Below are 24,663 nucleotides of genomic sequence, written 5' to 3' on the forward strand. Positions count from 1 at the left end.
GATTTGTTGTAGCTGTGCCTAAAGATGTCTAATTAAGAATTCATATAGACATGAAAGGCATATCGCGAAGAGCAGGGCTGCGGAGACCCAAGCCGGAGCGGGAGTTCCAACAGGCCGGGCAAGGCCGTGTCGGGGTGAGGCAGGAGAAGACCGGACAGTCGGGAGAGCAGCAGCAAGCAGCAAGAAGCAGCGGATCAAAGCCGCCGCGTCATGTCCATCGAAGCCGGCCGCCATTCCTCGATGTCTTCCGCAGGGCAGATGGTCGGCGTGCCGCGATGGAGGATGAAGAAGCACCCGCCTGAAACGCTCCATCGCGCTTCATGCTCGCCATGCCGTGTCGTTACGATGCAAAGCTCTCCATCTTTCAGGCGGGAGAGTGCCGAATCTGTTCTCATGATATTTCCAAGCCAATTGCAGCCATGCCGGATTGCATGGTCGAGGTCCTGTCAGAGGCTCAGGCCCTTGCTTTCATGAGACGTCGTTGAAGAAGAAAACGGAACCCGAGCTGTCTATCAATACTGTACAAAATTACAGTATCAAAGGGCAAGGGGTCTTTTGTAACCGTATGCGCCTCAAATTCGCACAAAGCGGTGATTTCCTTGAAAATCAGTTACTTGGAAAGAAACCCAAGGCTTGTCCACAGGATTGCTCACAGAAAATGTGGGTAACTCAGGGCGAAGTCATCGCCCTGTGAACCAGGGCCGGAGAAGAAGAATTTCCGGGACGAGTGCGATACGGAAGATTTATTGCTGCACGTCATAACACTGGAACACGTGTGCACTATGATCTCCACATCTGCCGGACATGCAAACGACATGAGCGCGGCAGCCAGGTATGCCGTCAGAGCCGATCAAGAACGGGGCGGCATACCAACCACTCCCTCCAAAATTTTCCTGTTTTCTTGTTTGCCGGCGAACTGCCGTATGCAGGAAGCAGTATCAGGATGAAGCCGCAATCTGCGTAACCGGCGGCCGTATGCCGAGCAGCTTGTCGAATGCGCTTTCGAGACTGGACTTGCTGCCGGTGGTGAATCCGCTCAGCGTGCCGGGACCATTCTGGCGCAGCAGTGCGCGGTCGGTCAGCAGGCGCACCAGCTGCCGGGCTACCGGCTCTCCGGTATCGACCACGGCGATCGGACGCGTCGTGATGTGCGCGAGAATCTCTTCGATCAGCGGCAGCACGAAAGGATAGTGGGTGCAGCCCAGCACCAGCGTATCGGCGCCCTGTTCGATCAGGGGCTCGACATAGCCGCGCACCAGGGTGGCGGTGGCTGACGAGTGCAGTTCGCCTTTTTCCACCTGGTCGGCAAGACCGATGCAAGGCTGGGGAAGGAATGCGACGTTGGTCGCTGCGGAGATCTGCTCGCGCAGCTGGTGAAACTTGTCGCTGGACAGCGTACCCTTGGTGGCCATGACGCCGACGGTGCCGGTCTTGGTAAGTGCGGCGGCCGGCTTGAGGCCGGGCTCGACGCCGACGACGGGCAGAGAAGGGTAACGCTCGCGGATTGCGCGGATCGCCGCCGCGGTTGCGGTATTGCAGGCGACGACGAGCGCCTTGGCATTGAACTGCAGCAGGAATTCCGCGATGGCCAGCGAGCGGGCAACCACTTCCGATTCCGGCCTTCCACCGTAGGGCGCAAAGCCGGAATCGGCGAAGTAGAGCAGATGCTCGTTCGGCAGGCAGGCATGGATGTACTTCAGCACCGACAGGCCGCCGATGCCCGAATCGAACACGCCGATGGGAGCATCCGCTCCCATCGGATTCGCGTTCGCCGCTTGCGAAGTCATGCTCGCTACGCTCACGTTTGCTGCTTGCTCCGTTTAGGCGACGGTCACGGGGATCTTCGCCAGGTTGCCCGACGAAATGCGCTCCTGCCATTCCTTCGGACCGGTGTTGTGCACCGAGATGCCGTTGGAATCGACAGCCACCGTCACCGGCATGTCCTTGACTTCGAACTCGTAGATCGCTTCCATGCCGAGGTCTTCAAAACCGACCACCTTGGCGCCCTTGATGGCCTTCGACACCAGGTAAGCCGAGCCGCCGACGGCCATCAGGTAAGCCGACTGGTGCTTCTTGATCGACTCGATCGCGACCGGGCCGCGTTCGGCCTTGCCGATCATCGAGATCAGGCCGGTCTTTTCGAGCATCATGTCGGTGAACTTGTCCATGCGGGTGGCGGTGGTCGGACCTGCAGGGCCGACGACTTCATCGCGCACCGGATCGACCGGGCCGACGTAGTAGATCACGCGGTTGGTGAAGTCCACCGGCAGCTTCTCGCCCTTGGCCAGCATGTCCTGAATGCGCTTGTGCGCGGCGTCGCGGCCCGTCAGCATCTTGCCGTTCAGCAGCAGCGTCTGCCCAGGCTTCCAGGAAGCGACTTCTTCCTTGGTCAGCGTGTCGAGGTTGACCACCTTCGACTTCTCGGTGTCGGGCGTCCATTGCACGTTCGGCCATTCGGACAGTGACGGCGGTTCGATGTAGGCCGGACCGGAACCGTCGAGCACGAAATGCGCATGGCGGGTGGCCGCGCAGTTCGGAATCATGGCCACAGGCTTGGAAGCCGCGTGAGTCGGATGCATCATGATCTTCACGTCGAGCACCGTGGTCAGGCCGCCCAAGCCCTGGGCGCCGATGCCGAGCGCGTTGATCTTGTCGCACAGTTCGATGCGCAGTTCTTCGGTCTTGTTCTGCGGGCCGCGCTTCTTCAGTTCGTACATGTCGATGTCTTCCATCAGCACCTGCTTGGCCATCAGCATGGCACGCTCCGCGGTGCCGCCGATGCCGATGCCCAGCATGCCGGGCGGACACCAGCCTGCGCCCATGGTCGGCACGGTCTTCAGCACCCAGTCGACGATGGAGTCGGACGGGTTGAGCATGACGAACTTGGACTTGTTCTCCGAGCCGCCGCCCTTGGCCGCGACCTGCACGTCTACGGTGTTGCCGGGCACGAGTTCCATGTGCACCACGGCCGGCGTGTTGTCCTTGGTGTTCTTGCGCTCGAACTGGGGATCGGCCACGACAGATGCGCGCAGCACGTTGTCGGGATGGTTGTAGCCGCGGCGCACGCCTTCGTTGACGGCATCGGTGATGGAGCCCTTGAAGCCTTCGAAGCGCACTTCCATGCCGATCTTCAGGAAGACGTTGACGATGCCGGTGTCCTGGCACAGCGGACGGCGGCCTTCGGCGCACATGCGCGAGTTGGTCAGGATCTGGGCGATCGCGTCCTTCGCGGCCGGGCTCTGCTCGCTTTCATAAGCGCGCGCCAGGTGCTGGATGTAATCCACCGGATGGTAGTAGCTGATGTACTGCAGCGCTGCGGCGACCGATTCGATCAGGTCTTCTTGCTTGATGATAGTCATGATGGTGTGAGCGTGGGTCAGTGAATGTGCTTGCTATGGGAGGCCGTCGTGCTGGCCATGATCTTGTCGCAATAGGCGATCGCCATCGCCGACAGCAGGAAGGCGAGGTGGATGCCGGTCTGCGCGATCAGGGTCTTGGCATCGTAGGCGCCGGCGTTGATGAAGGTCTTGAGCAGATGGATCGACGAAATGCCGATGATCGCGGTCGCCAGCTTCACCTTCAGCACCGAGGCATTCACATGCGACAGCCATTCCGGCTGGTCGGGATGGCTTTCCAGGTTCATGCGAGAGACGAAGGTTTCGTAGCCGCCGACGATGACCATGATGAGCAGATTGGAAATCATGACCACGTCGATCAGGCCGAGCACTACCAGCATGATGGTGGTTTCATTGAGCTTGGTGGGCTGTACGCCGCCCTTGATGGCGACTGCCTGGAGAATGTGGTCGAGCGCCGCCTGGTTGCCGAGCGCCGCGCCGATCAGGTCGACCAGCTCGACCCAGAAATGATAAACGTACACGCCTTGCGCCAGGATCAGGCCGAGGTAGAGCGGCAGCTGCAGCCACCGGCTCATGAAGATCAGGTTCGGCAACGGACGGATCGGTCGGGATGCTTGAGAGGTATCTTGATCGAGTCGATTCATGTAGAGGGTGATGGAGCCAAAAAAACCGCTACATTTTACACGGGTCAGCAATTCATGATCGGCGTTTCGCAAGCCCGCGGCGCGCCGGCCTGCTCTCGGCGCTCTCGCATGCCCCGCCGTTCCGGCAAGACTGAGAATTCTCAAGATAAGCGCATGGGAAGGCGTTAAAAACCCTATAGGAGCGGAGAGGTCGGCGGCCGTTCCGCCGTATTGTCCAGAAAACATGTAAGGCTTCAGTAAGCGTAAAAGCTTACCTTCATGGCAAACTCACATCCCCGCAGGAGACAACCATGGCAGACATAGAAACGCTCAAGCAGGAAAACCGCATCTTCAATCCTCCGGCGGCATTCGTTGGGAATGCCACGATTTCCGGCATGGACGCGTACAAGGCCATGTGCGCCAGGGCGGAACAGGATTACGAGGGTTTCTGGGCAGCATTGGCGAATGACAACATTGAGTGGAAAAAGCCGTTCACCAAGACCCTCAACGAAGCCGACGCGCCTTTCTACAGATGGTTCGAAGACGGGCAGCTCAATGTCTCCTATAACTGCCTCGACCGCAACCTGCAGAACGGCAATGCGAACAAGACCGCCGTCGTGTTCGAATCCGACGACGGCAAGTCCACCAAGGTCACCTACCAGGAACTGCATGACAAGGTTTGCCAGTTTGCTAACGGCCTGAAGTCGCTCGGCATCAAAAAGGGCGACCGCGTCGTCATCTACATGCCGATGTCGGTCGAAGGCATCGTCGCCATGCAGGCCTGCGCCCGCATCGGCGCCACCCATTCCGTCGTCTTCGGCGGCTTCTCCGCTAAGTCGCTGCAGGAGCGCATCATTGACGCCGGCGCAGTCGCCGTCATCACCGCCGACGAGCAGGTCCGCGGCGGCAAGCAGCTGCCCCTGAAAGCCATCGTCGACGAAGCCATCGCCATGGGCGGCTGCGAGCACCTGAAGAACGTGGTGATCTACCAGCGCACCGGCGCCAATATCAACTTCGTGCAGGGCCGCGACCTGTGGCTGAAAGACGTCGTCGCCAACCAGGCCAGCACCTGCGAGCCGGAATGGGTCGAGGCCGAGCATCCGCTGTTCATCCTCTACACCTCCGGCTCCACCGGCAAGCCCAAGGGCGTCCAGCATGCTTCCGGCGGCTACCTGCTGTGGGCCATGCTGACCATGAAATGGACCTTCGACATCAAGCCCGAAGACATCTTCTGGTGCACCGCCGACATCGGCTGGGTCACCGGCCACACGTATATTGCCTACGGCCCGCTGGCGGTGGGCGCCACGCAGATCGTCTTTGAAGGCGTGCCCACCTATCCGAACGCCGGCCGCTTCTGGGACATGATCGCCCGCCACAAGGCCACCATCTTCTACACCGCGCCTACCGCCATCCGCTCGCTGATCAAGGCAGCCGACGCCGACGCCAACGTGCATCCGAAGAAGTACGACCTGTCGTCGCTGCGCCTCTTGGGTTCGGTCGGCGAGCCGATCAATCCGGAAGCCTGGATGTGGTACTACCGCAATGTGGGCAACGAGAAGTGCCCGGTGGTCGACACCTTCTGGCAGACCGAGACCGGCGGCCACATGATCACGCCGCTGCCGGGCGCAACACCGATGGTGCCAGGCTCGTGCACGCTGCCGCTGCCGGGCATCATGGCAGCGGTGGTGGACGAGACAGGCAACGACCTGCCGAACGGGCAGGGCGGCATCCTGGTGGTCAAGCGGCCATGGCCGTCGATGATCCGCACCATCTGGAATGACCCGGAGCGGTTCAAGAAAAGCTACTTCCCGGAAGAGCTGGGCGGCAAGATCTATCTGGCCGGCGACGGCGCGGTGCGCAACGAGCAGACCGGCTACTTCACGATTACCGGCCGCATCGACGATGTGCTGAACGTGTCGGGCCACCGGATGGGCACGATGGAGATCGAATCGGCGCTGGTGGCCAATCCGCTGGTCGCCGAAGCGGCGGTGGTGGGCAAGCCGGACGAGACGACGGGCGAGTCGATCTGTGCGTTCGTGGTCTTGAAGCGCGCACGGCCGAGCGGCGATGAGGCGAAGCAGATTGCCAAGGAGCTGCGCGACTGGGTGGGCAAGGAGATCGGGCCGATTGCCAAGCCGAAGGAGATCCGCTTCGGCGACAACCTGCCGAAGACGCGTTCGGGCAAGATCATGCGGCGTCTGCTGCGTGTGCTGGCCAAGGGCGAGCAGATCACCCAGGATGTCTCCACGCTGGAAAATCCGGCCATCCTGGACCAACTGAAACAAGCGCAGTAAAAAGGGAAAACCAACGCTGTTGTAACCAATAAATCCCTGGAGACCAGCCGGCGGGGCCACAAGCTTCGTCGGCATTTTTGTTTGTGCATTTTGTCTGTGTTTGTTGCCCCAGAAAAAATTGCGGCAAATTCTCAAACCTTTGCTATAATCTGCGGCTTCGCAAAGGCGAAAACCGAATCCAGGAGAGGTGGATGAGTGGTTTAAGTCGCACGCCTGGAAAGCGTGTATAGGTTCATAGCCTATCGGGGGTTCGAATCCCCCCCTCTCCGCCAGAACACGAAACCCGTTGCTTTCAACGGGTTTTTTTACGCCCGCCGTTTGAATGGTGCGATGTGCCTTTCACATGTCTGCCGAATTAAATTGGATGTACAGCCTGAGCTGCTCTGGCGGCCGGCACTCAATACAATTTATTGTTGAAAATTCAACGCTGTGATGGGATAGTCTTGCGACGAACCAAAACCTGCAGCGTTAATGAATTTACGTGCCGACTCCCCATCTGACAGCCAAACCATCGCCACGCTGCACGCAGATAGTTGGAATTCTGCGGTTCGCGGTGCATTAAATGATGACTACGTCACCGGCAGTATCGCCGCTGACCGAGAGGCACTTCGGACATCAAGGTTAACGAACCCATCGTTGAGTCAGCATGTGGTTGTTGCACATGACGATGATGACGTACTGCCTTTCTTCTGCATCGTTCTCTTGTTGATACCGCTGATCTTTTTGGCGGCTTGCACCCGACAAGCGGAACATGGCTTGGAGCAAAAATCATCTGCAGGTTCAGCGGCTGCTCCATCGACACCGCCCATCAATTCCAAAGGAATGAAAAAGAAACAGGACGAACTGCTGGGAGCCATTTTTCAAAATGCTTATCGGCCTGAAAGCGGTGATGCTTTGGCTGAGATTCAAGATGCGGGTGAAGCGGCAAAGTATCTGATGACGTTTGTTTCCTCAATTGAGCGAGTTGATGGACGTGCCGCCGTAATTACGAATGCAATGCCGGCTGACGAGGAAGGGCAGGCGCAGTTCGGGCATTCATCGCCGGGCTTGCTCAACGTTTATTTCCTGCAGCGGTCAGATGGAATCTGGAAAGTTCTGGAGCGTCGGGAAAACATAGGCGCGATGGGCTCGAATGGCAATATCGGTAATGTCGAATGGGTCACGCTTGCACCCGAAAAGCAAGGATTCGTCGTATCGTCCGGTGGGACATGGCAAGGTTATACGGCGACCATGGCGGAAGTGTTCGACCTCGCAGACGGCGTGGTAAGTCTGGGAAGTTTCAGGAACCACTCAAGCAACAGTGGCGCATGTACTGAGCAAGCAGACGAATGCTGGGAAGTTACGGGCACCTTGCGCTTCGTTGACAGCAGCCAGCCAAATGCCTACCGCGATATCCTTGTTGATTTCGCCGGAAAGAAATACACGATTACGGAAGGCAAGGGCGGGACGGCCACGGAACATTTAAAAGCCAGCATCAAGGAAACTGCGCGCTACCGATTCGACGGCAAACAGTACAAGCTCATTTCCGGTACCAACCCTGTGCCGGAGATCTGATCCAAACTCTCGCTTGTTGCGGCTCGGATTCCTGCAGTTGCTCCTTCATTCTTGCAAGTGATTGGAAAGTATTTCATCCAGGCAGGCGCTGGCCGGGATAGGGCGAAGTGTCAGCTACTGCGAGGATCGCCACATGAAATCGTACATCTGATGGGTACCGGAACAAGAATTCAAGGCAGTCCATCAAGTCACGCCATTCTTGCAAGCAAATGGCACATGTTTTGCTGCTAAAAAGCGATCGCATCCCATTGACGGAGCTTCCTCATGAAAACATTGACTGCATCCATGTTGCTCAGCGCCTTGCTCGCCGTCTCCGGCGCAGTGCATGCCGACGCCAACCAGACTACCCGCAGCCCCGAATCCGGTCATCCCAATGCAGGTGAAGTGACGCCTGGACTGGGCAGTCCCGCGTCGGGCACGGCCGGTTCGACCGGCGGTTCGCGCACACCCGGCACATCGGCTTCGGGCGCTGCAGTGACATGCCCGGAATTGACCATGCGTCCCGGCAGCAACGGCAACGCCGACTCAGGAACGGCGCGGCCGAACGGGCCGTCTCTTGCGCAGAACAGGGCGCCCAGCGTCAGCACTTCCTGCATCGATGAAAAGACCTCTTCGACGGCATCGTCGTCGGCTGATAGCTCAGGCGGCAATGCAGGAGGCCAAGGCCAAGCTGCATCGGGTGCTGGAAAAACGAGCAATGCGAAAGACAGCAATCAAGCGGGCAAGGGCCAAAGCAGCAAGCAGTAAAACAGGTGAAAGCTTATCGATGAGCGCGTTCATTCGATGATGTGCGTGATCGCAGTCTCGCGCATTTGGAAGCGCCTTTGAAAAGTCCTGCAATCAAATTTGGCTATTGCCGCAGTGATGAACAGGCATGTGCGTGTGTGTACATGCCTGCTTTCGCCGGCGCGTCATGTGGCTCGCCAAATCGGCAACCTGTTCTTTGACGGCCATCATGGCGCAATGTCATAGGCGAAGTATCATTCATTCATCTGCTGTACATGCAACCGATATGCATGATGGTAGCCGAACATGCCCTTCCTCCCCACTGGAGTGAAAGGCATGTTCTCCCTCCCGGTCTTTCCAGCCTCTCCCGCTGTTCATCCCTTGCAGACTCCCCTATCGCCGAAGCCGAATGCAGGCCCTTGATGCCGCTGTCTATTCTTTGAATTCTTCGGTATGAAACTCCGCATCCTCCTGCGGCTTCGTGTCTTCGATGCGCTCGTATTCCGCAATCACCTGCGCGCCGAACAGCAGCAGCGTCGCGGCGATCTCCAGGCTCAGCAGAACGATGATGGCAGTGGTCATCGATCCATAGACGACGTTTACCTGCGATAGCGTCGCGAAATACCACACCAGGATATGGCGCGTCAGTTCCCATAGCAGCGCGGCCGTGACGCCGCCGAGAAGCGCATGCCGCCATGACAGGCGGCCGACCGGCATCACCATGTAGACCGACGTCAGCAGGAGCACTTCGCCGGCAAAGCCGAGCAGGTAGAGCAGCACGCCCGACAGGCCGCTCAGCGACCATGAATACCCGAACAGGTCCACGTATTCCTGTCCGATGGTTTGCAGGCTGCCGGCCACCAGCGTCACGAGCAGGAGGCCAAAGCCCAGGAAGAGGATGTAGCAGTAGGGCAGCAAGGCGGAGACAAGGAAGTGCCGCCGGCGTATCGCGACGCGATGAAAGAAAATGACCGACATCGCATTTTCGAGAACAGTGAAGGCCAGCGAACTGAAAAAGATCATCGTGGCGCCGAGCAGCCAGCTGATGACCTCGCGGTGCCCGAGAAAATTGGCGAGCTCGTTGATGACTGCCTTCGATTGACCGGGGATCAGCCATTCAAGATAGCGGCCTATCGTTTCCAGCAGCTCTCCCTGGTCAATGAAGTGCGAGAGCGCGATGACGGTGATGATCAACAGCGGCACGATGGAGAGCAGGGCGTAATAGGCAACCGCGCCGGCCAGCAGCAGGCCCTGATTGGCGCGGAAGCCCTTGAGCGCCCTTAATGCAAAGGTGCCCGGGCGCTCGATCATGAACAGGACTTTGCGGTCGTTAATCTGCATGACATGCCTGGTGGGATAGGTGGCGACTATGCTACGCCGGTTGAAGGGATGTCCGGCTTGTGGCGGCGCAAGTGCAGGCAGTGAAGGACAAGGGAACGGAAGCAATGAAGTGTTGTTGCCGGTGAAAGAAACAACATAGATTTGCTGTACTTCAATAGTGCGTACTGTGTGTCACATCCGGGTCATGAAGGGCTTTTTATAATACGCATATCGAGTGTGTTCATTGGAGAGACCGCATGGGCAAGTCGCTGCACAACCGTATCCGTTTGAAATCCCGCACCCCCTTGAATCTTGCGACAGTGCGCAGCGCCGCGATCGGCGTGTCCGCATCGATCGCTCTGCTGGTGCTGGCGGTGAAAAAGTTTCGCTGAATATCCTTGAACGGGCGTGGAGGCGCGGAGCCGAAATCCCGATATCTGTCTCCGCGTTTGCCCTTTGCCGTTACTGCAGTCTCCAGACGCAGATGGAATAGGCTTCGCATCGTCGCGCTATCAGAAAGCTGCAGATTGCCGGACGAACAAATTTTTGACATTCCGGCTGGGCTGTCGATATAATGCGGCCTCTGTTCCCTGATAGCTCAGTCGGTAGAGCGACGGACTGTTAATCCGCAGGTCCCTGGTTCGAGTCCAGGTCGGGGAGCCAGAGTCACCCAGCAAGATCTGATAGTCGCCATTCTTCCTGAATGAGCGGGCATCCAAGGCAGATCATCCCGCACGTTTCTTCCCTTCGATGTTCAACCCGAATGGCTTCTCGCTGTTCCTGTCGCGTTTTGACGCTGTTTCAGCTATGCCTGTCTTGACGGCGTGGAGTCATCCGATGAATGTCCGGACTGCGAAGCATTCGGATGCCATTTCATTTTTTTGCCGCCGACCCACTCCAGCCGCGGAAAGCAGGACATGACGGCCGCTGCCGCGTAGATGTACATGATCACGCACATCACCTTGAAGAGAAGTACTGTCGATCCTTCTTTCATCATTTACCCTTCGCACTCCCGATTGCATTGCACATGCCAGCCTCTATATTGGCGGCCACCAGCAGTGGCACCTTGAGCAAACTTAAGGCAATGTATTCAGCTACCTCAGCAGTGGACCCGATTGCGTGATGAATAGCCGTTGCCGCAGCGCGGCCCCGCCATTTGCTGCTATTGCGGTGCCTTTTGCCGTTGGGCCGGTGCCTGGCGTGCCTTGGCAGGGCAGAGATTGCGAAGTATCTGGTCATCGATCGAATCCGGCACCGGGTCCTTCATTTCGGGCGCTGCGTACTTCGAAGTGCCGGCTACCGCGCCTTTGGCAAATCGCTCGCCGTAATAGGTCACGTCCGTGATGCCGAGGCGGCCGGCCTTGCAGTCTGCAAGCAGGCGTTCCCGAAGCGAGAGGTAGGGCTTTTCCTTTTCAAAATATTCCTGGGCCATCAGCTCCCGGTGCAGCCATACCGCGATGCGGCCATCGCTTTCACGGCGCCGATCCTGGTGCATGAAGACGGCTGCATCGTGGGACTTGCCGACGCCGCGCCAGCTTGACGGCAAGTCGCGCTGGCCCTGCGCGTATAGCTCGTCCATGCTGAGGGGCGGAGTTTGGGGCGCTGCCGCGACTGTCTGCGACAGCACGATCGCTGCCAGGCCGAACAGAGCGCAAAGGACGGAGGATGCCGCGCTGAGGCGAGTGAATGCGAAGGTATTGATCATTGTCGTTCAAGATGGGCCGCTGCATGCCTGACCTGACGTACTGGCAGCCGTGATATACATCGTGTAGTATTGTCCATCCCCAATCCCATACAAGGGAATCTGCGAGCCGGCCACAAGCCGGCTTTTATTTTGCCCCTGCAATGCCGCCTATTTTAATTTCCGAACGACACGTGTGATTGTAAATTGGCCGGAACTTCCATGAAAAATTCCGTACGAAGCTCAATACTGTTGAATCCGACGACGATTGAGGTTTGAAATGCCCGCCGCCGAACATACTGCCCGACAACTTGAGATACTCGTGGAAGCCGCCTGTCACTATGGTCTGGTGCTCGAGCTGCTGTCCGCGATCCATGAGATGCAGAACGGGCGGGAGCTGGACGATGCGGATGCCCGGCTCGTCAACACCGCATCGATTGCGGCCTTGCTTGCGCGTGTGGAGCGCTCGGAGCGCGGCATCGATACCGAATAGGGCCTGTGCGGTATCAGGCCATGGCACTGCCGTGGCCGAACACGCCGCTGTTTGCCGCGAGGTTCAGGTCTTTCTGAATAATTTGCGCGATAACTGGTCGAATGCCAGCCATGCTTTTTGCAGCGTCTTCAGGAAGGGGCTGGAATGCTGGTGCCTTTCCAGGAAAGCTTCAAGCGAAGATGAGCGATGGCGACGATGCCGTGAGCGCCCGCGGCTGCTGCGCCGGATTGCGAAATCCACATTGTCGATGCGGCTGCCGCTCTGGGAGTCCTGCGACTCCATGCGGGCGATCCATTCGTCATGCTCGCGCCGCTTTGCGGGATCGGACAGGACGGCATAAGCGGAATTGATGATCTGGATGACACGGATCGCATCCGGATTCTCGCTGTTTCGGTCAGGATGGTATTTTTGCGAAAGCGTCTTGTACGCAGCGCGAATTACCTCGGGCGGCGCATTGCGAGCGACTTTCAGGTTGTCATAGTGCGTGTGGATCTGTGCCATCCTAGGCAATCCGAAAAAGGTTTATACAATAGAGTCGAATACAAGAATACTCGAGTGCGGCATGGCATTGTTTAGCAACTTTGCCGGACATGTCTAGCATGGTATTGCACCGCACAGAGGCTTCATTGCATTTTATCAAGTCGCCTGACAGATCCTCATCTATCTGCGCAGACGAGCACCGAATTTGAAGCCGACAGACCCGCAATCATCATTGGCATCATTGGCGATGTTCGCGCTGCAGCCATGCCGTGCCGGCGCGTCTTGCCGCCTCTATTGCTTCCTCATAGGTCGGCGCAGGCGTCTCCGATGCGCGGTGCTTCTCCAGCACGCAGCGGAAATCGCCGGCGGCATCGTCGAACTTGAGAATGGTGACGAAAGGGTCCCAGGTCCGGCCTCCCGGCAATTCGTGCGCCAGCAGGTGCAGCTGATACTTGCCGATTGTTTCTATCTGCATCGTCGCTCCATGGATATATGCCGGCTCTCATCGTAGCAGGGGCGGACCGGACACTCTTGACGACGGTCATGCAGGGCAACGGGTTCGTGCAGGGCACGATCTGCCTGTTTCCAGCATCGAGAGATCCCGTCATGTGAAATCGCGCTGTTCCGAAGACTCGCAGGACGCTTGTCGGCTCGCGTCATCCTCACTGATGGTGTCGGGTCAGGGCCAACGGAATATGTGGGCAGCGGACCTGCAGGTCTTGGTTCGTGTGCGCGAGGATCGGGCGGCTGGGCTGACAGAAGCGGCTATTCGGCGGAATTCCACCAGGCGCCCAGCAAGCCTGTCATGTAGGTGCCGACGCCGACGGTCACGGTGACGCTGGCAATGACAAGAGCATCGGCGAGCACGGCGGCGAATCCGGCGCAGCTCATGGCGATACCGGCCAACTGCATCAGCTTGTATTCCCTGAGCGGCGCGACGTTGGTTTCATTCTCGTCGGGCAGGGCGGGCTGACCGCGGCTTACAACCGGATAACCGCACGCGTGACACGCTTCCGCATGCACGGAAAGAATGGCCTCGCACTCGCTGCAAATGATCCGCGACGTTTTCATATCTGCTCTTGCCTGGGTCTGGTTCGCCTGATTTGTATGGACGATCAATACTGAAGAAGTCGCGTCATTAGACACGCGGCCGCGAACGAAGCCCAGCCATATATATGGGAGAGATGGCATGAAAATATGCGGAAATTGATTAAAACCAAGCAGGTTTTGCGTCATTTTGACGCGGCACGGCTTTTGCACGGTAAGCAGCAGCAACCGGCTTGTTGTTGAAAACCGCACAGGGCAGGCAAGGTGTGATTCATCATGAAGTCACAATCCTCATGCAGACTTTCTTTCCCGCTCCGGCATGCTCGGCCGGAGCCGCCGGCACTCATTGCGATGGCGCTGCCGACAGCGGCCGCGCCACCCGCACAGGAGCTTAGCGATGAAGGTAACGACGGAAATGATAGACGCTGCCATGAAGAAGGCGACCGAAGCGGGTCTTCTGCCGCGTCATGCGCGGCACGAGGATGTCTCCATCAACCGTGAACTGATACGCATGGTGCTGACAGCGGCATTGGAGAGCGAGCGCAATCATGCCAAAGCGTCGGTGCCGAATGCGCCTGGCAGTCCGGGCGGGATGGGGGCCGCAGATACGAACGGCGTGCGGCGTTCAGGCCTGTCCAAGCTGACCGCGGGCGTGTTCTGATACGGGCTGCCGAACCTGAAACACACCTAGGTTATCGAGATTGAAGTCTCGACATTGACCGTTGCGCTCGCGTGGGGACTTTCCCACACCTGCTGTGGTCAAGCCTGTGGATAACCGCAGGCCGATGATGGTATGTCTTTGATTTGACGGTATAAATCCGAGCTGGTAAAAAATAAGGCAGGCTCGAGGCCTATAGGTGACCGCATGCCTGCCTTTTTCATGCCCCGGCAACTCCGGGCGACGCTGCGCACGGATGGCGCGCAACGCTTCTTCGATCAGTATTAGAGATATTTTGCGAAGTAGAGCGCCGGGAATGTGACCGCCGTCCAGTAATCGACGGTGGTTTTGACGAGATACTCGTTGAAGGACAAGGCGGTTTGATAGTTGTCGAAGTAGTTTTGCATAATGTGTCTCCTCCCAGGTTGGTTATGCACTGTAGCAACTCCGGTTTGGCCGAGGTTTGCGATATCTCAAGTCTGCGGCGTGCCGAAAGAACGCCCCTCGGCTTCGCGTCCAGGCATGTCCGGAGTCACTTCGGCCCGTACTCTAGGGAGATATTCCGGATGCTGCCGCTGCACATAATCGATCAATCCTTCCCTCAAGCGGCAGCGCAGATCCCATGCGCGGCCCGCATCTCCGGCACTGACCAGTATCCTCAACTGCACGGCACGCTCGCCCGCTTCGATCACCTGAGTCAGGCACAGGCGTTTGTCCCATTCCGGCGCTGCTGCGCAAAGCCGCTGGGCTTCTTTGCGCAGGAGATCGACCGGCATCCTGTAATCAACCCAGATGGAGACCGTGCCGAGGATCTCTGAATTGTTGCGGGTCCAGTTCTGGAAGGGGTTTTCGATGAACCACTGCAGCGGAACGATCATGCGACGCTGGTCCCAGATCCGTACCACCACGTAGGTGCCGGTGATTTCTTCGACTTGTCCCCATTCATTCTGGACGATGACGACATCTTCAAGGCGGATCGGCTGCGTCAGTGCAATCTGCATCCCTGCCAGCAGATTCCCCAATACAGGCTTGGCAGCGAAACCGACCACCAATCCAGCAACGCCGGCCGATGCCAGCAGGCTGGTACCGATCTGGCGCAGCACCGGCAGCGTGGAAAAGGCTGCGCCGGAGCCGATCAGGACGATCAGGGCCATCACGGAGCGGGCAAGCACCTTGGTTTGCGTCTGTATGCGGCGCGCCTGGAGATTGTCGGGGGCGTCCACCGGATTGTTCTCGATGATCGTATGCGCGATGGCGCGCACGCAGCGCAGCCCCAGCCAGGTCAGCGCCGCAATCAGTGCGAGTGCGCCTGCATGGCGCGCCGATGCGATATTGGCCAGGCTGTCGCTTGCATTGCGCAGCAGGACCTGGGCCAGCAGCAGGTACAGCACGCCGGCCCCGGCGCGATGTCCGTACTGGACCAGGCGTCGCGAATAGGGCAGGGGCGCTGTAATCCTCAGCAGCAGATGCGTTGCGAAATGATGTGCAAGCATCACGCCCGCAAGCAGGATCACGAGTTGCACTGCCAGACTGATCCATGGCAGCTGGGTCACGAGCAGGAACCAGGGCATCAGTGCAAGAGCCAGGGCCTCCAGGCCATTGGAGAAAGCATTGTTCATTGAGTGTTATTGCCGTGAAGCGTTCGGGAATATCGAAGGTGAAGGGCGCAGGCCGTTGCCGTTGCTGGTATCTGGCCGCGGTTGTGCAGGCGGTAGTGGAATCGGTATGCGCAATGCCGGCCGAGTCGAGCGGCGCGGCTCGCCTTGAATCAAGGATGATCACCCAAGCGGGCAGGGCCGTTCAGGCGACAGGCATTTCAAACTGACAGGTTGAAACAAAGGCGCGCAGTACAGGACTGTGCACCCGAGGTGAGCGCTGCGGCGCTGCGCGCAATAGCCGGATCAATCCTTTTGCTTGTCCGGAGCGCTAACCGGATTATGATCGGGAACCGGATTCTGGTCCGGCGTCGGGCTCTGGTCCGGCGTCGGAACGTCGCCCGGGACTGGATCGGGTGGTACCTGGTGGTCGTCTAACAGTGACATGTCGGGCTCCCATGCGAATAGGCAGATGCTACACCGCCTCGTCCGGTCGAATTTGAGCGAAGTCAGCGACCAATGAAACGGCCAGGATGACCGAGAGGGGGAATGTGGAAAATGGCGAGATGAACTGTGAAGACAGTCATATAAGTTGAAGACATATCAGTCATAAGAAAAATAAAGCGGACTGATAAGGAGGCTTTCGCTATAGTGCTCCTGTCTCCTCCAACTCTTCTTGAATTGGATTCGCCCGCTACCGAAAGGTCCGCGGGCTTTTTTTCGTCCAATGAGACGGGTGCGGCTCAGCGTCATCGCACGGGCGATGAAGCAACACCCCCTCTGGCGGCAGCTTCGCTGCCGGCATGACCGGCATTGTGTGCCTGAAACGGGTGCCGCTGCAGCGCAGCCAATGAAGCAGCAGCGTTTTTGCGTTGCGAATCAACGACTTCCGGCGTCATGCACAACCTTATCCACACGGTTGACCACAGAAGATGTGGGTAAGTGCTGCCGGTGTCGGCAGAAGCAGCTTCAGCTTCAGGATGCGGGATTGCTTGCCTTCGGCTTGAACTGCTTGTCGCTGATCCTGAACTTGTTGCGGCGATCGCCCATCAGCTGGCGCAGGTCGCGGATGCTCAGATCGGAGACTTCATGCATGCGGATCAGCAGCGATGCACCGACAGGCAGACGGCGATGGCGGATCTTGCTGATCAGCGGCGGGGCGACTTCCAGTGCGCGTGAAAGAGCAGCGTCATTCTTCAGATTCAGCTTCTCGATCAAGGACTCCAACAGATTGTTGGGATCGTATTGGAACTGCTCTGTCGCGTTGGTTTCTTTGGCTTGGCTCATGTGGATTTATCCCCGTGTCTTTGGTTCAATCTGGGTTTTATTCTGACCAATCGCCCAGATGTATTTTTGATAATTCTCAGAGGTGCTTAGTTCTGAGTTCTGCGATGGACCTTCATTGAACTGCTGCTGCGGTGATGCGTGATGAATGCTTCTCGATGCATGTTTGCGACGTGCATCAAGCCGCGGTGAATGCGCAGTGAGTTGTTGCGCATTCACCGCCGCCTCATGCGGAGATGGCGGAAATGATGGAAGCGCCAGGAGTGACGAAACAAGAGACACGCGCAAGCGTGTCTCTTGTTTCGTCAAACTTTGTCAGACGAAGTAGGCCGCTCCCAATACCAGCGGCGTGCCGCTGACGCCGGCCACGACGAGGCGCCGGGCCACGCTGTGAATCTGGTCTTCGAACGCGCGGTAGATTTCCATGTAATCCTGCTGTCCGCCTTTCATGCGGCGCAAATGCGCAAGCGCGTTTTTCGACACCAGGCATTCGCGGTCAGCGAAGCCGACTTCCACTGTGAACGTAACGCCGTCTTCGGCTACGCGCGGTTCCGACATGGTTTTGTGCATGCTTGTCTCCGATGTTGAATTTGCAGGGTCGAACATTGATGTGCTTGATGGTAATGAGTCAAAACGGCAATGTCTTGACAGCACTCAATGGTTGCGATGTGCCGCATCGAGATGGCGCAGGCAATGCATGCATAGGCAGAACCGCTGCACTTCAGGGCTGCTCCGGGGCCTTGTAAAGCTTCATTTGCCACTCGCGCGAGGCGCCGGCATAGCGGAGGATGTAGGTTGCGCCGTCCGACGCGGCGACTTTGAAATAGCTGTGTTCGAGGGCGAGCCAGCGGTCCAGGATATCGATGACGTCCACTCTGCGCGAGCCCAGCAGGAAGGCGCGCGGCTCGATGTCGCCGTGCAGTCCCGGTGTGCTTTCAACCTGCAGCTCCATGTCGTGTTGTCCAACGATCTCGCTAGTCAGGCGCCTCTGGCGCCGATACCGGATTGGGCACGGGATTCCTCATTCCGTTCACGGCACCGGGCATCGTCCCGGCGATGGCGTCGTTCGGCAGGATCCCGATTATCTTGCCGCCGGCACCAGCGTGATGACATTGGTGGTCGAAATCTGGTCCTGAATCAGTTCGATTTCGGCAAGCAGATTCATCAGGGTGCGCAGCCATGGATAGCGCGCATAGCGCGCGGCGCGGTTGCTTGATTCCAGATCGGCGATGAACTGCGGGGTCATGATATGCGGATGGCGGTTGCTGCAAACGCCGCCATGAAGCTGCGCGCGGCGGCCGAGATAGGCGAGGGCGCAGGCGCGCTGGTAGGCCGCGATGCTGCCGTACTGCTCAAGGATGAGCGTCTTCTTGTCCTTGCATTGGCCTATGCTTTGGAGATAAGCCTTCCAGTCTCCCTCGCGTATCTGAATCGTGCCCGGGGCCGGGCTCTCTTGGGATGCTGCTTCATTGGATTCAAGTACGGCTGACACACTACCTCCCGGGCGTCGCTAGCGGGGGTTGACCCCTGAAATTTAACAGCTCGGTTTGACGCAGATGACTCGCCAAAAGTTCATCAGGGAAACATCGAGTTTTTCATGCCGCAGCGAGGGCGCATTGCGGCGACCTGTTGCCGGCGGAGGGAGTGAAAAAGAAATTTTAAAGCAGTGCGAGCACGCTTTTCCGATAAGGCTATACTGGATCGAGATTGGCACCACGGCAACCGTTGTAAGAAGAAGGGCGGCGGAATCATGCATGATGCGAACCACAACGAGGAACAGGGCGACCCTCCCGGTCGGATCGAGGTTGTCGGGAGAACCGCGATGGCGGCGCTCAAGCCCAAGGGAGCGTGCTGGTATTGCAATCAGCCGCTGGACAATGTCCGGCGCTTCTGCAGCAAGACCTGCGCCGACGATTACCGCGTCGAAGAAGAAGTGTTCAGCAATCCTTCCCCTTGAATGCCGGTTACCGGCGGGCGCTGCCAGTGCCCGGCGAGGCCTTGTTTGCCATCTATCCGGAGTAAAGGCGTGGCGCGCAGGCAGGTGCGGAAACTGGAAATCCGCGCATGTTGCTCCTGATACACGCCGATACATATGTCTGTATGACATTTATTTGCTTCAAGCGTTGAACGACGTAATATCTGACGTCGTCTTGTTTGGAGGCAATCCATGTCCGCATTTCGCATCCCCGTTTTCCTCGCCTTAGTTGCCGTCACCGCCGTGCCTGCGGTGCAGGCGGCCGATTTCGATGACTTTGCCCGGGTTGTCAGCGTGGCGCCCCAGCTGGAGCAGGTCAATTATCCCCAGCAGGAATGCCGGACCGAGTATGTGCCGGTGCAGCGCCAGCAGCAGCGCGGCGTCGGCGGGTCCATTGTCGGCGGGCTCGCCGGCGGCATTCTCGGCAACCAGGTGGGCGGCGGCAACGGCCGCACCGTGGCCACGGCGGCCGGCGCGATCGCCGGCGCCATCGTCGGCGACCGGATGGAAAACAGCAATGCCGGCGCAGTGGTCGAGCAGCAGCCGGTGCGCCAGTGCCGCACGATCGACAATTGGCAGACCCGCACCAACGGCTATGCGGTCACTTATGAATACCACGGTCATACCTATACCAGCGTCATGCCCTACGATCCGGGCGAGCGCATGCGCGTGCGCGTTTCCGTGATGCCGCGTCCGTAAGCTGCTCTCGGCTTCGCCGCATCGTCATTGCTCCCTCAACCCGGCAGCCTGCCGGGAATGCCGCTTTTCCATCGGGAAGGCGGCATTTTTCCATCCGCAATCAAACCGCTCACTTGGCCCGCCCTGCAGCCGGACGGCTAGGCGAAGATCAAGAAATCCGTCAATCGGCGCTCCTTGTCGAAATATAAAGGGAACATTTTCTTTTGTTGCCCGGTCACGGTAGTAAGTCAACCGATAAGACGCTACGACGTCGCCTAAAAGCCTGATGGATAGGCGTTCCCATTGCGTTTCCATCATTCATTCGAGATTGATCCGTTCCGCGCGAAGGGGCACAGCCCTTCGTGACTTTGACCGTTGTCACAACGCCTTGCAGGCGGGACCGGATCATGTCACCGATTTCTCTTCCACGACTTCCAGCGATGACTTCATCTACTACGAGCAGCAATTCTTCCACTCTTCCTGAACAGCCTTCCCTCACGCCCCTCGAAGTATGGGGCGGCATCGAATGCACGATCGTGCGCATTCAGGACAAATTCCGCAACCAGAGCGAAGAAACCGGGCATTCCCGGCGTCCCGATGATCTCGATGCCATTGCAAAACTGGGCATACGCACCCTGCGTTACCCCGTGCTGTGGGAGACCATTTCTCCCGAGCATCCCGACGAGTGCGACTGGTCTTGGCATGATGAAAGAATGGAGCGCATGCGCCGGCTCGGCATCGCGCCGATTGCGGGCCTGGTGCACCATGGCAGCGGTCCGCACTACACCAGCCTGATCGATCCGAAATTCCCCGAAATGCTTGCCGTGCATGCCGAGCGTGTCGCACGGCGCTATCCATGGGTCAAGCTGTTCACTCCGGTCAACGAGCCGCTGACGACCGCGCGCTTCTCCGGGCTTTACGGTCACTGGTTTCCGCATGGACGCAGTCAGGAGACCATGCTCAAGGCCCTGTACTATGAATGCCTCGGCGTACTGCTTTCCATGCGCGCCATCCGGCGCGTCATTCCGGATGCCAAGCTGGTGCAGACCGAGGACATGGGCAAGACCTTCAGCCTGCCGCGCCTGCAGCACCAGGCCGATTATGAAAACGAAAGGCGCTGGCTGTCGTTCGATCTGCTGTGCGGACGTATCGTGCCGGGACATGCCTGGTATCAGGGCTTCCTCGATGCCGGCATCGGCAAGGAAAAGCTCGCCGTGTTCATCGACGAGCCCTGCGTTCCGGACATCATCGGCATCAACCACTACGTGACGAGCGAGCGCTTCCTCGACAATCGAGCGCGCGACTATCCGTCTGTGTTTCATACCAGCGAAGTGCCTTACGTCGACGTGCATGCGACGCGCGTGCCCCACGCGCATGGCCTGCTGGGCCCGGAGGCGCGCCTGCGCGAAGTTTGGGAGCGCTACCGGCTGCCGATGGCCATTACCGAAGCCCACCTCGGCGGCACCCGCGACGATCAGCTGCGCTGGCTGAACCAGATGTGGCAGGCTGCGCAGAACCTGCGCGCAGAGGGCGCCGACATCCGCGCGCTGACGGTATGGTCGCTGTTCGGCTGCGTCGACTGGAACACGCTGCTCACCCAGGAGCACGGCTTCTATGAGAGCGGCGTGTTCGATGTGCGCGGCGGCACCATCCGGCCGACCGCGCTGGCCAAGGCGGTCGAGGGGCTGGCCGGCGAAGGCCGCTTCGACCATCCGGTGCTCGACGGGCATGGCTGGTGGCATCGTCCCGACCGCTTCTTCACGCCGCCCACCAAGCCCATCGTCATGCCCGCGCTGGTCGAGTCGCCGCGCAAGCTGGTGATCACCGGCGGCAGGGGCACGCTGGGGCGGGCACTGGCCCGGGTCTGCGAGCAGCGCGGCATGGCGCACGATCTGCTGACGCGCGACGAAATGGACATCGCCGACCAGGCTTCCGTGGAGGCGGCCTTGAGCCGTCACCGTCCCTGGGCCGTCGTCAATGCCGCCGGCTATGTCAGGGTAGCGGATGCGGCGCGGGAATCCGACCGCTGCTTCCGCGAAAACTCGGCCGGCGCGGAAATGCTGGCGCGCGCCTGTGCCCATCTCGGCATTCCCTACGTGACCTTTTCATCCGACCTGGTCTTCGACGGCAGCCTCGGCCGCGCCTATGTCGAGAGCGACGCGGTGTCGCCGCTGTGCGTCTACGGCAGCAGCAAGGCCGAAGCCGAGAAGCGGGTGCTGGAAGCGTTTCCAGACGCGCTGGTGGTGCGCACCAGCGCCTTCTTCGGACCGTGGGACCGCTACAACTTCGTGTATGCGGTACTGCGCGACCTGTCCGCGGGAAGAACCGTGCATGCGAGCGACGCCCTGCATGTCTCGCCCACTTATGTGCCCGACCTCGCCAATGCCACGATCGACCTGCTGATCGACCGTGCCGGCGGCATCTGGCATCTCGCCAACCAGGGCATGGTGTCGTGGTACGAGTTCGCCGAGCGTGTTGCACGCCAGGCCGGCATCGATGCGTCGTCGCTGGTAAAGATCGACGACAGCGGGCGCGGCATCACCGCGCTGACCAGCGAGCGCGGACTGATCTTGCCCAGCTTCACCAGCGCCATCGAGCGCTACATGCATGAGAACACCATGGCATGGAATGACGGACCCGAGGATAGGGAAGCCGCCTGAGGCAGAGCAGGTGCGCCAGCTGCGGCAGCGCGGGGCAGTGTCGGCAGGGCATTTCGGGGAACAGCCTCGTTCGGATTTACTCCAAGCGGGGTAACGCCGATCAATTAAAGGAAAAAGAATGTCTGATACTGCATACCCGCGCCCGCAGCTGGTGCGAGAGCATTGGCAATCGCTGAACGGCCAGTGGAAATTTACATTCGACAACGAGAGAAAATACGAACATCCATCGGATGCCATCCAGTGGACGCATGAGATCAAGGTGCCTTTCCCGCCGGAATCGGAGGCCAGCGGCGTGGGTGATCGCGGCTTCCACCGCGGCTGCTGGTATCAGCGCGAATTCGACATCACGCCGGAAGGCGGCCGCGTTCTCCTGCACTTCGGCGCGGTCGACTACCACGCGACGGTCTGGGTGAACGGCCACCGCGTGACCGAGCATGAAGGCGGGCACAGCTCTTTCTATGCGGACATCACCAATGCGCTGGGCGAGCAGAGCCGCCATGTGGTGACCGTCCATGTGGAAGACGATCCGCAGGATCTGGGCAAGCCGCGCGGCAAGCAGGACTGGCAGCTCGAACCGCATTCCATCTGGTACCCCCGCACCACCGGCATCTGGCAGGCGGTCTGGCTGGAAAGGGTGCCGCACACCTATATCCGCAAGCTGCGCTGGACGCCGCATTTCGAAGGCTTCGAAATCGGCTGCGAAGCCTTGGTGGCGGGCGAACTCGAGGAAGACCTGTCGGTGGAAGTGAAGATCAGGCATGGCAGCAAGATGCTGGCCGACGATCATTACAAGGTCATCGGCGGCGAGGCGCATCGCAAGATTGCGCTGTCGGACCCGGGCATTGATGACTCGCGCAATGAACTGCTGTGGAGCCCCGAGCATCCGACGCTGCTCGATGTCGACGTCACGCTGTGGCACAAGGACCAGGTGATCGACAAGGTCAAGTCCTACACCGCGCTGCGCTCGGTGAACATCAACCGCGACCGCTTCATGCTCAACGGCCGCCCCTATCATTTGAGGCTGGTGCTCGACCAGGGCTACTGGCCCGATACGCTGCTGTCGGCGCCGTCGGACGATGCGCTGCGCCGCGACGTGGAACTCGCCAAGGCGATGGGCTTCAACGGCGTGCGCAAGCACCAGAAGATCGAAGACCCGCGCTACCTGTACTGGGCCGACCGCCTCGGCCTGCTGGTGTGGGAAGAGATGCCGTCGTCCTACCGCTTCACGCCGCAGGCGATCCAGCGCATGGTGAAGGAGTGGAGCGAAGTGATCGACCGCGATTACAGCCATCCCTGCATCATCGTCTGGGTAGCGTTCAATGAATCGTGGGGCGTGCCGAATCTGACATCGATGCAGGCGCACCGCAACGCGGTCGAGGCGCTGTATCACCTGACGCGCACCCTGGATTCCACGCGCCCGGTGATCGGCAACGACGGCTGGGAGGCATCGGCGACCGACCTGCTTGGCATTCATGATTACGACGGCGACCCTGAGCGTCTGGCGGCCCGCTATTCAACCGCGGCATCGCAGGAACTGTTCGACCGCCGGCGTCCCGGCGGCCGCATCCTGACGCTCGACGGCTATCCGCATCGCGGACAGCCCATCATCCTGACGGAGTTCGGCGGCATCACCTATGCGAAGGTGCCGGAGCCGGGCGTCAAGAATGTATGGGGTTATTCGATGGCCGACAGCGACCAGGAATTCTTCAACAGCTATCGGCGCCTGCTGGAAGTAGTGAACGAGACGCCGATGTTCAGCGGCTTCTGCTATACGCAGTTTGCCGATACCTTCCAGGAGGCGAATGGTTTGCTGCGGGCCGATCGGTCGCCAAAGCTGCCGCTGGAGGATATCTATGCGGCGACGCGGAATATCAAGCCGAATGCGAAGGCGCAGTATGGGGTTTGAGGGTAGGGGATGATGCGGCGTTTTTACAGGCGGTGAGGTCAGAGAAAAATGCCGCATGAGGTCTTGGCGCGCCCCCTCACCCCCGGCCCCTCTCCCGCTTGCGGGAGAGGGGAGTGGCCAAGCTTGCGCATAGAGGCTGTTGAAAATCCCCTCTAACGACGCCAAAAGAGCGGGCGGCAAAGCGGATAAAGAAGCGCAGACTGTCTGAGCCGAAGGCGAGTTTCTGCGCTTCCCGCTTTGCCGCCCGCTCTTTTGGGAACCCCGCAGGGGCGGCGATAGGGGTGTCGCCTTTTTTGCCTACTTTTTTGGCGAAGCAAAAAAGTAGGTGGCTCG

At 59.2% G+C, this 24,663-nt stretch carries 29 protein-coding genes and 2 tRNA genes; 13 read left to right on the forward strand and 18 right to left on the reverse strand.

Annotated elements, in window-relative coordinates; all coding sequences use genetic code 11:
- Positions 1-194: 194 nt before the first annotated feature.
- On the reverse strand, positions 195-395 hold the full coding sequence (locus IGW03_RS03010; protein ID WP_194721006.1) for a hypothetical protein: 201 nt from the start codon (positions 393-395) through the stop codon (positions 195-197).
- 86 nt (positions 396-481) lie between these two features.
- On the opposite strand from IGW03_RS03010, the gene IGW03_RS03015 reads away from it, so the two are divergent.
- On the forward strand, positions 482-694 hold the full coding sequence (locus IGW03_RS03015; RefSeq protein WP_194721007.1) for a hypothetical protein: 213 nt from the start codon (positions 482-484) through the stop codon (positions 692-694).
- Positions 695-938: 244 nt separating this feature from the next.
- On the opposite strand, the gene murI is transcribed toward IGW03_RS03015, so the two are convergent.
- Genes murI through IGW03_RS03030 form a run of 3 tightly spaced genes read right to left on the reverse strand, consistent with a single transcriptional unit; the run spans position 939 to position 4,000 of the window.
- Positions 939-1,802: a glutamate racemase gene (gene murI, locus IGW03_RS03020; RefSeq protein WP_438943615.1), complete on the reverse strand. Its 864-nt coding sequence runs from the start codon at positions 1,800-1,802 to the stop codon at positions 939-941.
- A gap of 18 nt (positions 1,803-1,820) precedes the next feature.
- Positions 1,821-3,359: a fumarate hydratase gene (locus IGW03_RS03025; RefSeq protein ID WP_194721008.1), complete on the reverse strand. Its 1,539-nt coding sequence runs from the start codon at positions 3,357-3,359 to the stop codon at positions 1,821-1,823.
- A 17-nt stretch (positions 3,360-3,376) separates the two neighbouring features.
- The gene (locus IGW03_RS03030) at positions 3,377-4,000 is read right to left on the reverse strand and encodes a YqhA family protein (RefSeq protein ID WP_194721009.1); all 624 of its coding nucleotides are present in this window, start codon (positions 3,998-4,000) and stop codon (positions 3,377-3,379) included.
- A gap of 290 nt (positions 4,001-4,290) precedes the next feature.
- On the opposite strand from IGW03_RS03030, the gene acs reads away from it, so the two are divergent.
- From acs to IGW03_RS03050, 4 genes are all read left to right on the forward strand, one after another.
- Complete coding sequence (gene acs, locus IGW03_RS03035; protein ID WP_194721010.1) at positions 4,291-6,273, forward strand: acetate--CoA ligase; 1,983 nt, start codon at positions 4,291-4,293, stop codon at positions 6,271-6,273.
- Between the two features lie 181 nt (positions 6,274-6,454).
- Positions 6,455-6,545 (forward strand) — tRNA-Ser (locus IGW03_RS03040).
- Positions 6,546-6,744: 199 nt separating this feature from the next.
- Positions 6,745-7,827, forward strand: a complete 1,083-nt coding sequence (locus IGW03_RS03045; RefSeq protein ID WP_194721011.1) for a hypothetical protein — start codon at positions 6,745-6,747, stop codon at positions 7,825-7,827.
- 264 nt (positions 7,828-8,091) lie between these two features.
- Positions 8,092-8,574 (forward strand): hypothetical protein, encoded by a 483-nt coding sequence (locus tag IGW03_RS03050; RefSeq protein WP_194721012.1) that lies wholly within the window; start codon positions 8,092-8,094, stop codon positions 8,572-8,574.
- A gap of 411 nt (positions 8,575-8,985) precedes the next feature.
- Here the strand turns inward: IGW03_RS03050 and IGW03_RS03055 are convergent, their stop codons facing one another.
- The gene (locus tag IGW03_RS03055; protein WP_194721013.1) at positions 8,986-9,894 is read right to left on the reverse strand and encodes a YihY/virulence factor BrkB family protein; all 909 of its coding nucleotides are present in this window, start codon (positions 9,892-9,894) and stop codon (positions 8,986-8,988) included.
- Between the two features lie 236 nt (positions 9,895-10,130).
- On the opposite strand from IGW03_RS03055, the gene IGW03_RS38645 reads away from it, so the two are divergent.
- Both IGW03_RS38645 and IGW03_RS03060 read left to right on the forward strand, forming a co-directional pair.
- The gene (locus tag IGW03_RS38645; protein ID WP_267253461.1) at positions 10,131-10,265 is read left to right on the forward strand and encodes a hypothetical protein; all 135 of its coding nucleotides are present in this window, start codon (positions 10,131-10,133) and stop codon (positions 10,263-10,265) included.
- A 195-nt stretch (positions 10,266-10,460) separates the two neighbouring features.
- Positions 10,461-10,536, forward strand: a tRNA-Asn gene (locus IGW03_RS03060).
- 142 nt (positions 10,537-10,678) lie between these two features.
- Here IGW03_RS03060 and IGW03_RS03065 read toward each other — a convergent pair.
- Together IGW03_RS03065 and IGW03_RS03070 are read right to left on the reverse strand one after the other, a co-directional pair.
- Positions 10,679-10,870 carry a hypothetical protein gene (locus tag IGW03_RS03065; RefSeq protein ID WP_194721014.1) on the reverse strand — a complete coding sequence of 64 codons (192 nt, stop codon included), beginning with the start codon at positions 10,868-10,870 and terminating at the stop codon, positions 10,679-10,681.
- A 165-nt stretch (positions 10,871-11,035) separates the two neighbouring features.
- Positions 11,036-11,578, reverse strand: a complete 543-nt coding sequence (locus IGW03_RS03070) for a surface-adhesin E family protein (protein ID WP_194721015.1) — start codon at positions 11,576-11,578, stop codon at positions 11,036-11,038.
- A gap of 298 nt (positions 11,579-11,876) precedes the next feature.
- Between IGW03_RS03070 and IGW03_RS03075 the strand changes: the two genes are divergently transcribed.
- A complete protein-coding gene (locus IGW03_RS03075; RefSeq protein WP_194721016.1) occupies positions 11,877-12,047 on the forward strand; it encodes a hypothetical protein in 171 nt (56 codons plus the stop codon).
- Positions 12,048-12,110: 63 nt separating this feature from the next.
- Here the strand turns inward: IGW03_RS03075 and IGW03_RS39250 are convergent, their stop codons facing one another.
- From IGW03_RS39250 to IGW03_RS03090, 3 genes are all read right to left on the reverse strand, one after another.
- The gene (locus tag IGW03_RS39250) at positions 12,111-12,548 is read right to left on the reverse strand and encodes a J domain-containing protein (protein ID WP_194721017.1); all 438 of its coding nucleotides are present in this window, start codon (positions 12,546-12,548) and stop codon (positions 12,111-12,113) included.
- A 217-nt stretch (positions 12,549-12,765) separates the two neighbouring features.
- Positions 12,766-13,002: a hypothetical protein gene (locus tag IGW03_RS03085; RefSeq protein ID WP_194721018.1), complete on the reverse strand. Its 237-nt coding sequence runs from the start codon at positions 13,000-13,002 to the stop codon at positions 12,766-12,768.
- Positions 13,003-13,292: 290 nt separating this feature from the next.
- Complete coding sequence (locus IGW03_RS03090; protein WP_194721019.1) at positions 13,293-13,802, reverse strand: hypothetical protein; 510 nt, start codon at positions 13,800-13,802, stop codon at positions 13,293-13,295.
- Between the two features lie 169 nt (positions 13,803-13,971).
- On the opposite strand from IGW03_RS03090, the gene IGW03_RS03095 reads away from it, so the two are divergent.
- The gene (locus tag IGW03_RS03095; RefSeq protein ID WP_194721020.1) at positions 13,972-14,235 is read left to right on the forward strand and encodes a hypothetical protein; all 264 of its coding nucleotides are present in this window, start codon (positions 13,972-13,974) and stop codon (positions 14,233-14,235) included.
- Positions 14,236-14,516: 281 nt separating this feature from the next.
- Here the strand turns inward: IGW03_RS03095 and IGW03_RS38650 are convergent, their stop codons facing one another.
- The 7 genes from IGW03_RS38650 to IGW03_RS03125 all read right to left on the reverse strand — a co-directional run bounded on the left by IGW03_RS38650 (position 14,517) and on the right by IGW03_RS03125 (position 18,603).
- Positions 14,517-14,639: a hypothetical protein gene (locus tag IGW03_RS38650; protein WP_267253462.1), complete on the reverse strand. Its 123-nt coding sequence runs from the start codon at positions 14,637-14,639 to the stop codon at positions 14,517-14,519.
- A gap of 66 nt (positions 14,640-14,705) precedes the next feature.
- Entirely contained in the window at positions 14,706-15,851 is a 1,146-nt protein-coding gene (locus tag IGW03_RS03100; RefSeq protein WP_228534923.1) for a mechanosensitive ion channel family protein, read from the reverse strand.
- A gap of 282 nt (positions 15,852-16,133) precedes the next feature.
- Entirely contained in the window at positions 16,134-16,274 is a 141-nt protein-coding gene (locus tag IGW03_RS03105) for a hypothetical protein (RefSeq protein ID WP_194721021.1), read from the reverse strand.
- A gap of 528 nt (positions 16,275-16,802) precedes the next feature.
- Positions 16,803-17,114: a hypothetical protein gene (locus IGW03_RS03110; RefSeq protein ID WP_194721022.1), complete on the reverse strand. Its 312-nt coding sequence runs from the start codon at positions 17,112-17,114 to the stop codon at positions 16,803-16,805.
- Between the two features lie 312 nt (positions 17,115-17,426).
- Positions 17,427-17,681 (reverse strand): DUF1488 family protein, encoded by a 255-nt coding sequence (locus IGW03_RS03115; protein ID WP_194721023.1) that lies wholly within the window; start codon positions 17,679-17,681, stop codon positions 17,427-17,429.
- A gap of 151 nt (positions 17,682-17,832) precedes the next feature.
- Positions 17,833-18,063 (reverse strand): hypothetical protein, encoded by a 231-nt coding sequence (locus tag IGW03_RS03120; protein ID WP_194721024.1) that lies wholly within the window; start codon positions 18,061-18,063, stop codon positions 17,833-17,835.
- A 129-nt stretch (positions 18,064-18,192) separates the two neighbouring features.
- Positions 18,193-18,603 carry a hypothetical protein gene (locus tag IGW03_RS03125; RefSeq protein WP_194721025.1) on the reverse strand — a complete coding sequence of 137 codons (411 nt, stop codon included), beginning with the start codon at positions 18,601-18,603 and terminating at the stop codon, positions 18,193-18,195.
- A 258-nt stretch (positions 18,604-18,861) separates the two neighbouring features.
- Between IGW03_RS03125 and IGW03_RS03130 the strand changes: the two genes are divergently transcribed.
- Together IGW03_RS03130 and IGW03_RS03135 are read left to right on the forward strand one after the other, a co-directional pair.
- Positions 18,862-19,068: a hypothetical protein gene (locus IGW03_RS03130; RefSeq protein WP_194721026.1), complete on the forward strand. Its 207-nt coding sequence runs from the start codon at positions 18,862-18,864 to the stop codon at positions 19,066-19,068.
- 210 nt (positions 19,069-19,278) lie between these two features.
- On the forward strand, positions 19,279-19,785 hold the full coding sequence (locus IGW03_RS03135; RefSeq protein ID WP_194721027.1) for a glycine zipper 2TM domain-containing protein: 507 nt from the start codon (positions 19,279-19,281) through the stop codon (positions 19,783-19,785).
- 24 nt (positions 19,786-19,809) lie between these two features.
- On the opposite strand, the gene IGW03_RS03140 is transcribed toward IGW03_RS03135, so the two are convergent.
- Positions 19,810-20,082 (reverse strand): hypothetical protein, encoded by a 273-nt coding sequence (locus IGW03_RS03140; protein WP_194721028.1) that lies wholly within the window; start codon positions 20,080-20,082, stop codon positions 19,810-19,812.
- A 122-nt stretch (positions 20,083-20,204) separates the two neighbouring features.
- Between IGW03_RS03140 and IGW03_RS03145 the strand changes: the two genes are divergently transcribed.
- Both IGW03_RS03145 and IGW03_RS03150 read left to right on the forward strand, forming a co-directional pair.
- A complete protein-coding gene (locus IGW03_RS03145; RefSeq protein WP_194721029.1) occupies positions 20,205-22,424 on the forward strand; it encodes a family 1 glycosylhydrolase in 2,220 nt (739 codons plus the stop codon).
- 118 nt (positions 22,425-22,542) lie between these two features.
- Positions 22,543-24,330 (forward strand): glycoside hydrolase family 2 protein, encoded by a 1,788-nt coding sequence (locus IGW03_RS03150; RefSeq protein ID WP_194721030.1) that lies wholly within the window; start codon positions 22,543-22,545, stop codon positions 24,328-24,330.
- Positions 24,331-24,663 lie beyond the last annotated feature (333 nt).

Origin of the sequence: Noviherbaspirillum malthae, from assembly GCF_015352985.1 — a bacterium.
In the GTDB taxonomy this organism is placed as follows: Bacteria; Pseudomonadota; Gammaproteobacteria; order Burkholderiales; family Burkholderiaceae_D; genus Noviherbaspirillum; species Noviherbaspirillum malthae.

What these genes read in the sequence shown, in the direction of transcription:
- IGW03_RS03025 (WP_194721008.1), bottom strand. Translation starts at nt 3,359, where the DNA reads ATGACTATCATCAAGCAAGAAGACCTGATCGAATCGGTCGCCGCAGCG.
- IGW03_RS03140 (WP_194721028.1), bottom strand. Translation starts at nt 20,082, where the DNA reads ATGATGGAAACGCAATGGGAACGCCTATCCATCAGGCTTTTAGGCGAC.
- IGW03_RS03045 (WP_194721011.1), top strand. Translation starts at nt 6,745, where the DNA reads ATGAATTTACGTGCCGACTCCCCATCTGACAGCCAAACCATCGCCACG.
- acs (WP_194721010.1), top strand. Translation starts at nt 4,291, where the DNA reads ATGGCAGACATAGAAACGCTCAAGCAGGAAAACCGCATCTTCAATCCT.
- IGW03_RS03100 (WP_228534923.1), bottom strand. Translation starts at nt 15,851, where the DNA reads ATGAACAATGCTTTCTCCAATGGCCTGGAGGCCCTGGCTCTTGCACTG.
- IGW03_RS03105 (WP_194721021.1), bottom strand. Translation starts at nt 16,274, where the DNA reads ATGTCACTGTTAGACGACCACCAGGTACCACCCGATCCAGTCCCGGGC.
- IGW03_RS03010 (WP_194721006.1), bottom strand. Translation starts at nt 395, where the DNA reads ATGAGAACAGATTCGGCACTCTCCCGCCTGAAAGATGGAGAGCTTTGC.
- IGW03_RS38650 (WP_267253462.1), bottom strand. Translation starts at nt 14,639, where the DNA reads ATGCAAAACTACTTCGACAACTATCAAACCGCCTTGTCCTTCAACGAG.
- IGW03_RS03110 (WP_194721022.1), bottom strand. Translation starts at nt 17,114, where the DNA reads ATGAGCCAAGCCAAAGAAACCAACGCGACAGAGCAGTTCCAATACGAT.
- IGW03_RS03050 (WP_194721012.1), top strand. Translation starts at nt 8,092, where the DNA reads ATGAAAACATTGACTGCATCCATGTTGCTCAGCGCCTTGCTCGCCGTC.
- IGW03_RS03120 (WP_194721024.1), bottom strand. Translation starts at nt 18,063, where the DNA reads ATGGAGCTGCAGGTTGAAAGCACACCGGGACTGCACGGCGACATCGAG.
- IGW03_RS03115 (WP_194721023.1), bottom strand. Translation starts at nt 17,681, where the DNA reads ATGCACAAAACCATGTCGGAACCGCGCGTAGCCGAAGACGGCGTTACG.
- IGW03_RS03150 (WP_194721030.1), top strand. Translation starts at nt 22,543, where the DNA reads ATGTCTGATACTGCATACCCGCGCCCGCAGCTGGTGCGAGAGCATTGG.
- IGW03_RS03070 (WP_194721015.1), bottom strand. Translation starts at nt 11,578, where the DNA reads ATGATCAATACCTTCGCATTCACTCGCCTCAGCGCGGCATCCTCCGTC.
- IGW03_RS39250 (WP_194721017.1), bottom strand. Translation starts at nt 12,548, where the DNA reads ATGGCACAGATCCACACGCACTATGACAACCTGAAAGTCGCTCGCAAT.
- IGW03_RS03085 (WP_194721018.1), bottom strand. Translation starts at nt 13,002, where the DNA reads ATGCAGATAGAAACAATCGGCAAGTATCAGCTGCACCTGCTGGCGCAC.
- IGW03_RS03135 (WP_194721027.1), top strand. Translation starts at nt 19,279, where the DNA reads ATGTCCGCATTTCGCATCCCCGTTTTCCTCGCCTTAGTTGCCGTCACC.
- IGW03_RS03055 (WP_194721013.1), bottom strand. Translation starts at nt 9,894, where the DNA reads ATGCAGATTAACGACCGCAAAGTCCTGTTCATGATCGAGCGCCCGGGC.
- IGW03_RS03145 (WP_194721029.1), top strand. Translation starts at nt 20,205, where the DNA reads ATGACTTCATCTACTACGAGCAGCAATTCTTCCACTCTTCCTGAACAG.
- IGW03_RS03130 (WP_194721026.1), top strand. Translation starts at nt 18,862, where the DNA reads ATGCATGATGCGAACCACAACGAGGAACAGGGCGACCCTCCCGGTCGG.
- IGW03_RS38645 (WP_267253461.1), top strand. Translation starts at nt 10,131, where the DNA reads ATGGGCAAGTCGCTGCACAACCGTATCCGTTTGAAATCCCGCACCCCC.
- IGW03_RS03095 (WP_194721020.1), top strand. Translation starts at nt 13,972, where the DNA reads ATGAAGGTAACGACGGAAATGATAGACGCTGCCATGAAGAAGGCGACC.
- IGW03_RS03065 (WP_194721014.1), bottom strand. Translation starts at nt 10,870, where the DNA reads ATGATGAAAGAAGGATCGACAGTACTTCTCTTCAAGGTGATGTGCGTG.
- IGW03_RS03030 (WP_194721009.1), bottom strand. Translation starts at nt 4,000, where the DNA reads ATGAATCGACTCGATCAAGATACCTCTCAAGCATCCCGACCGATCCGT.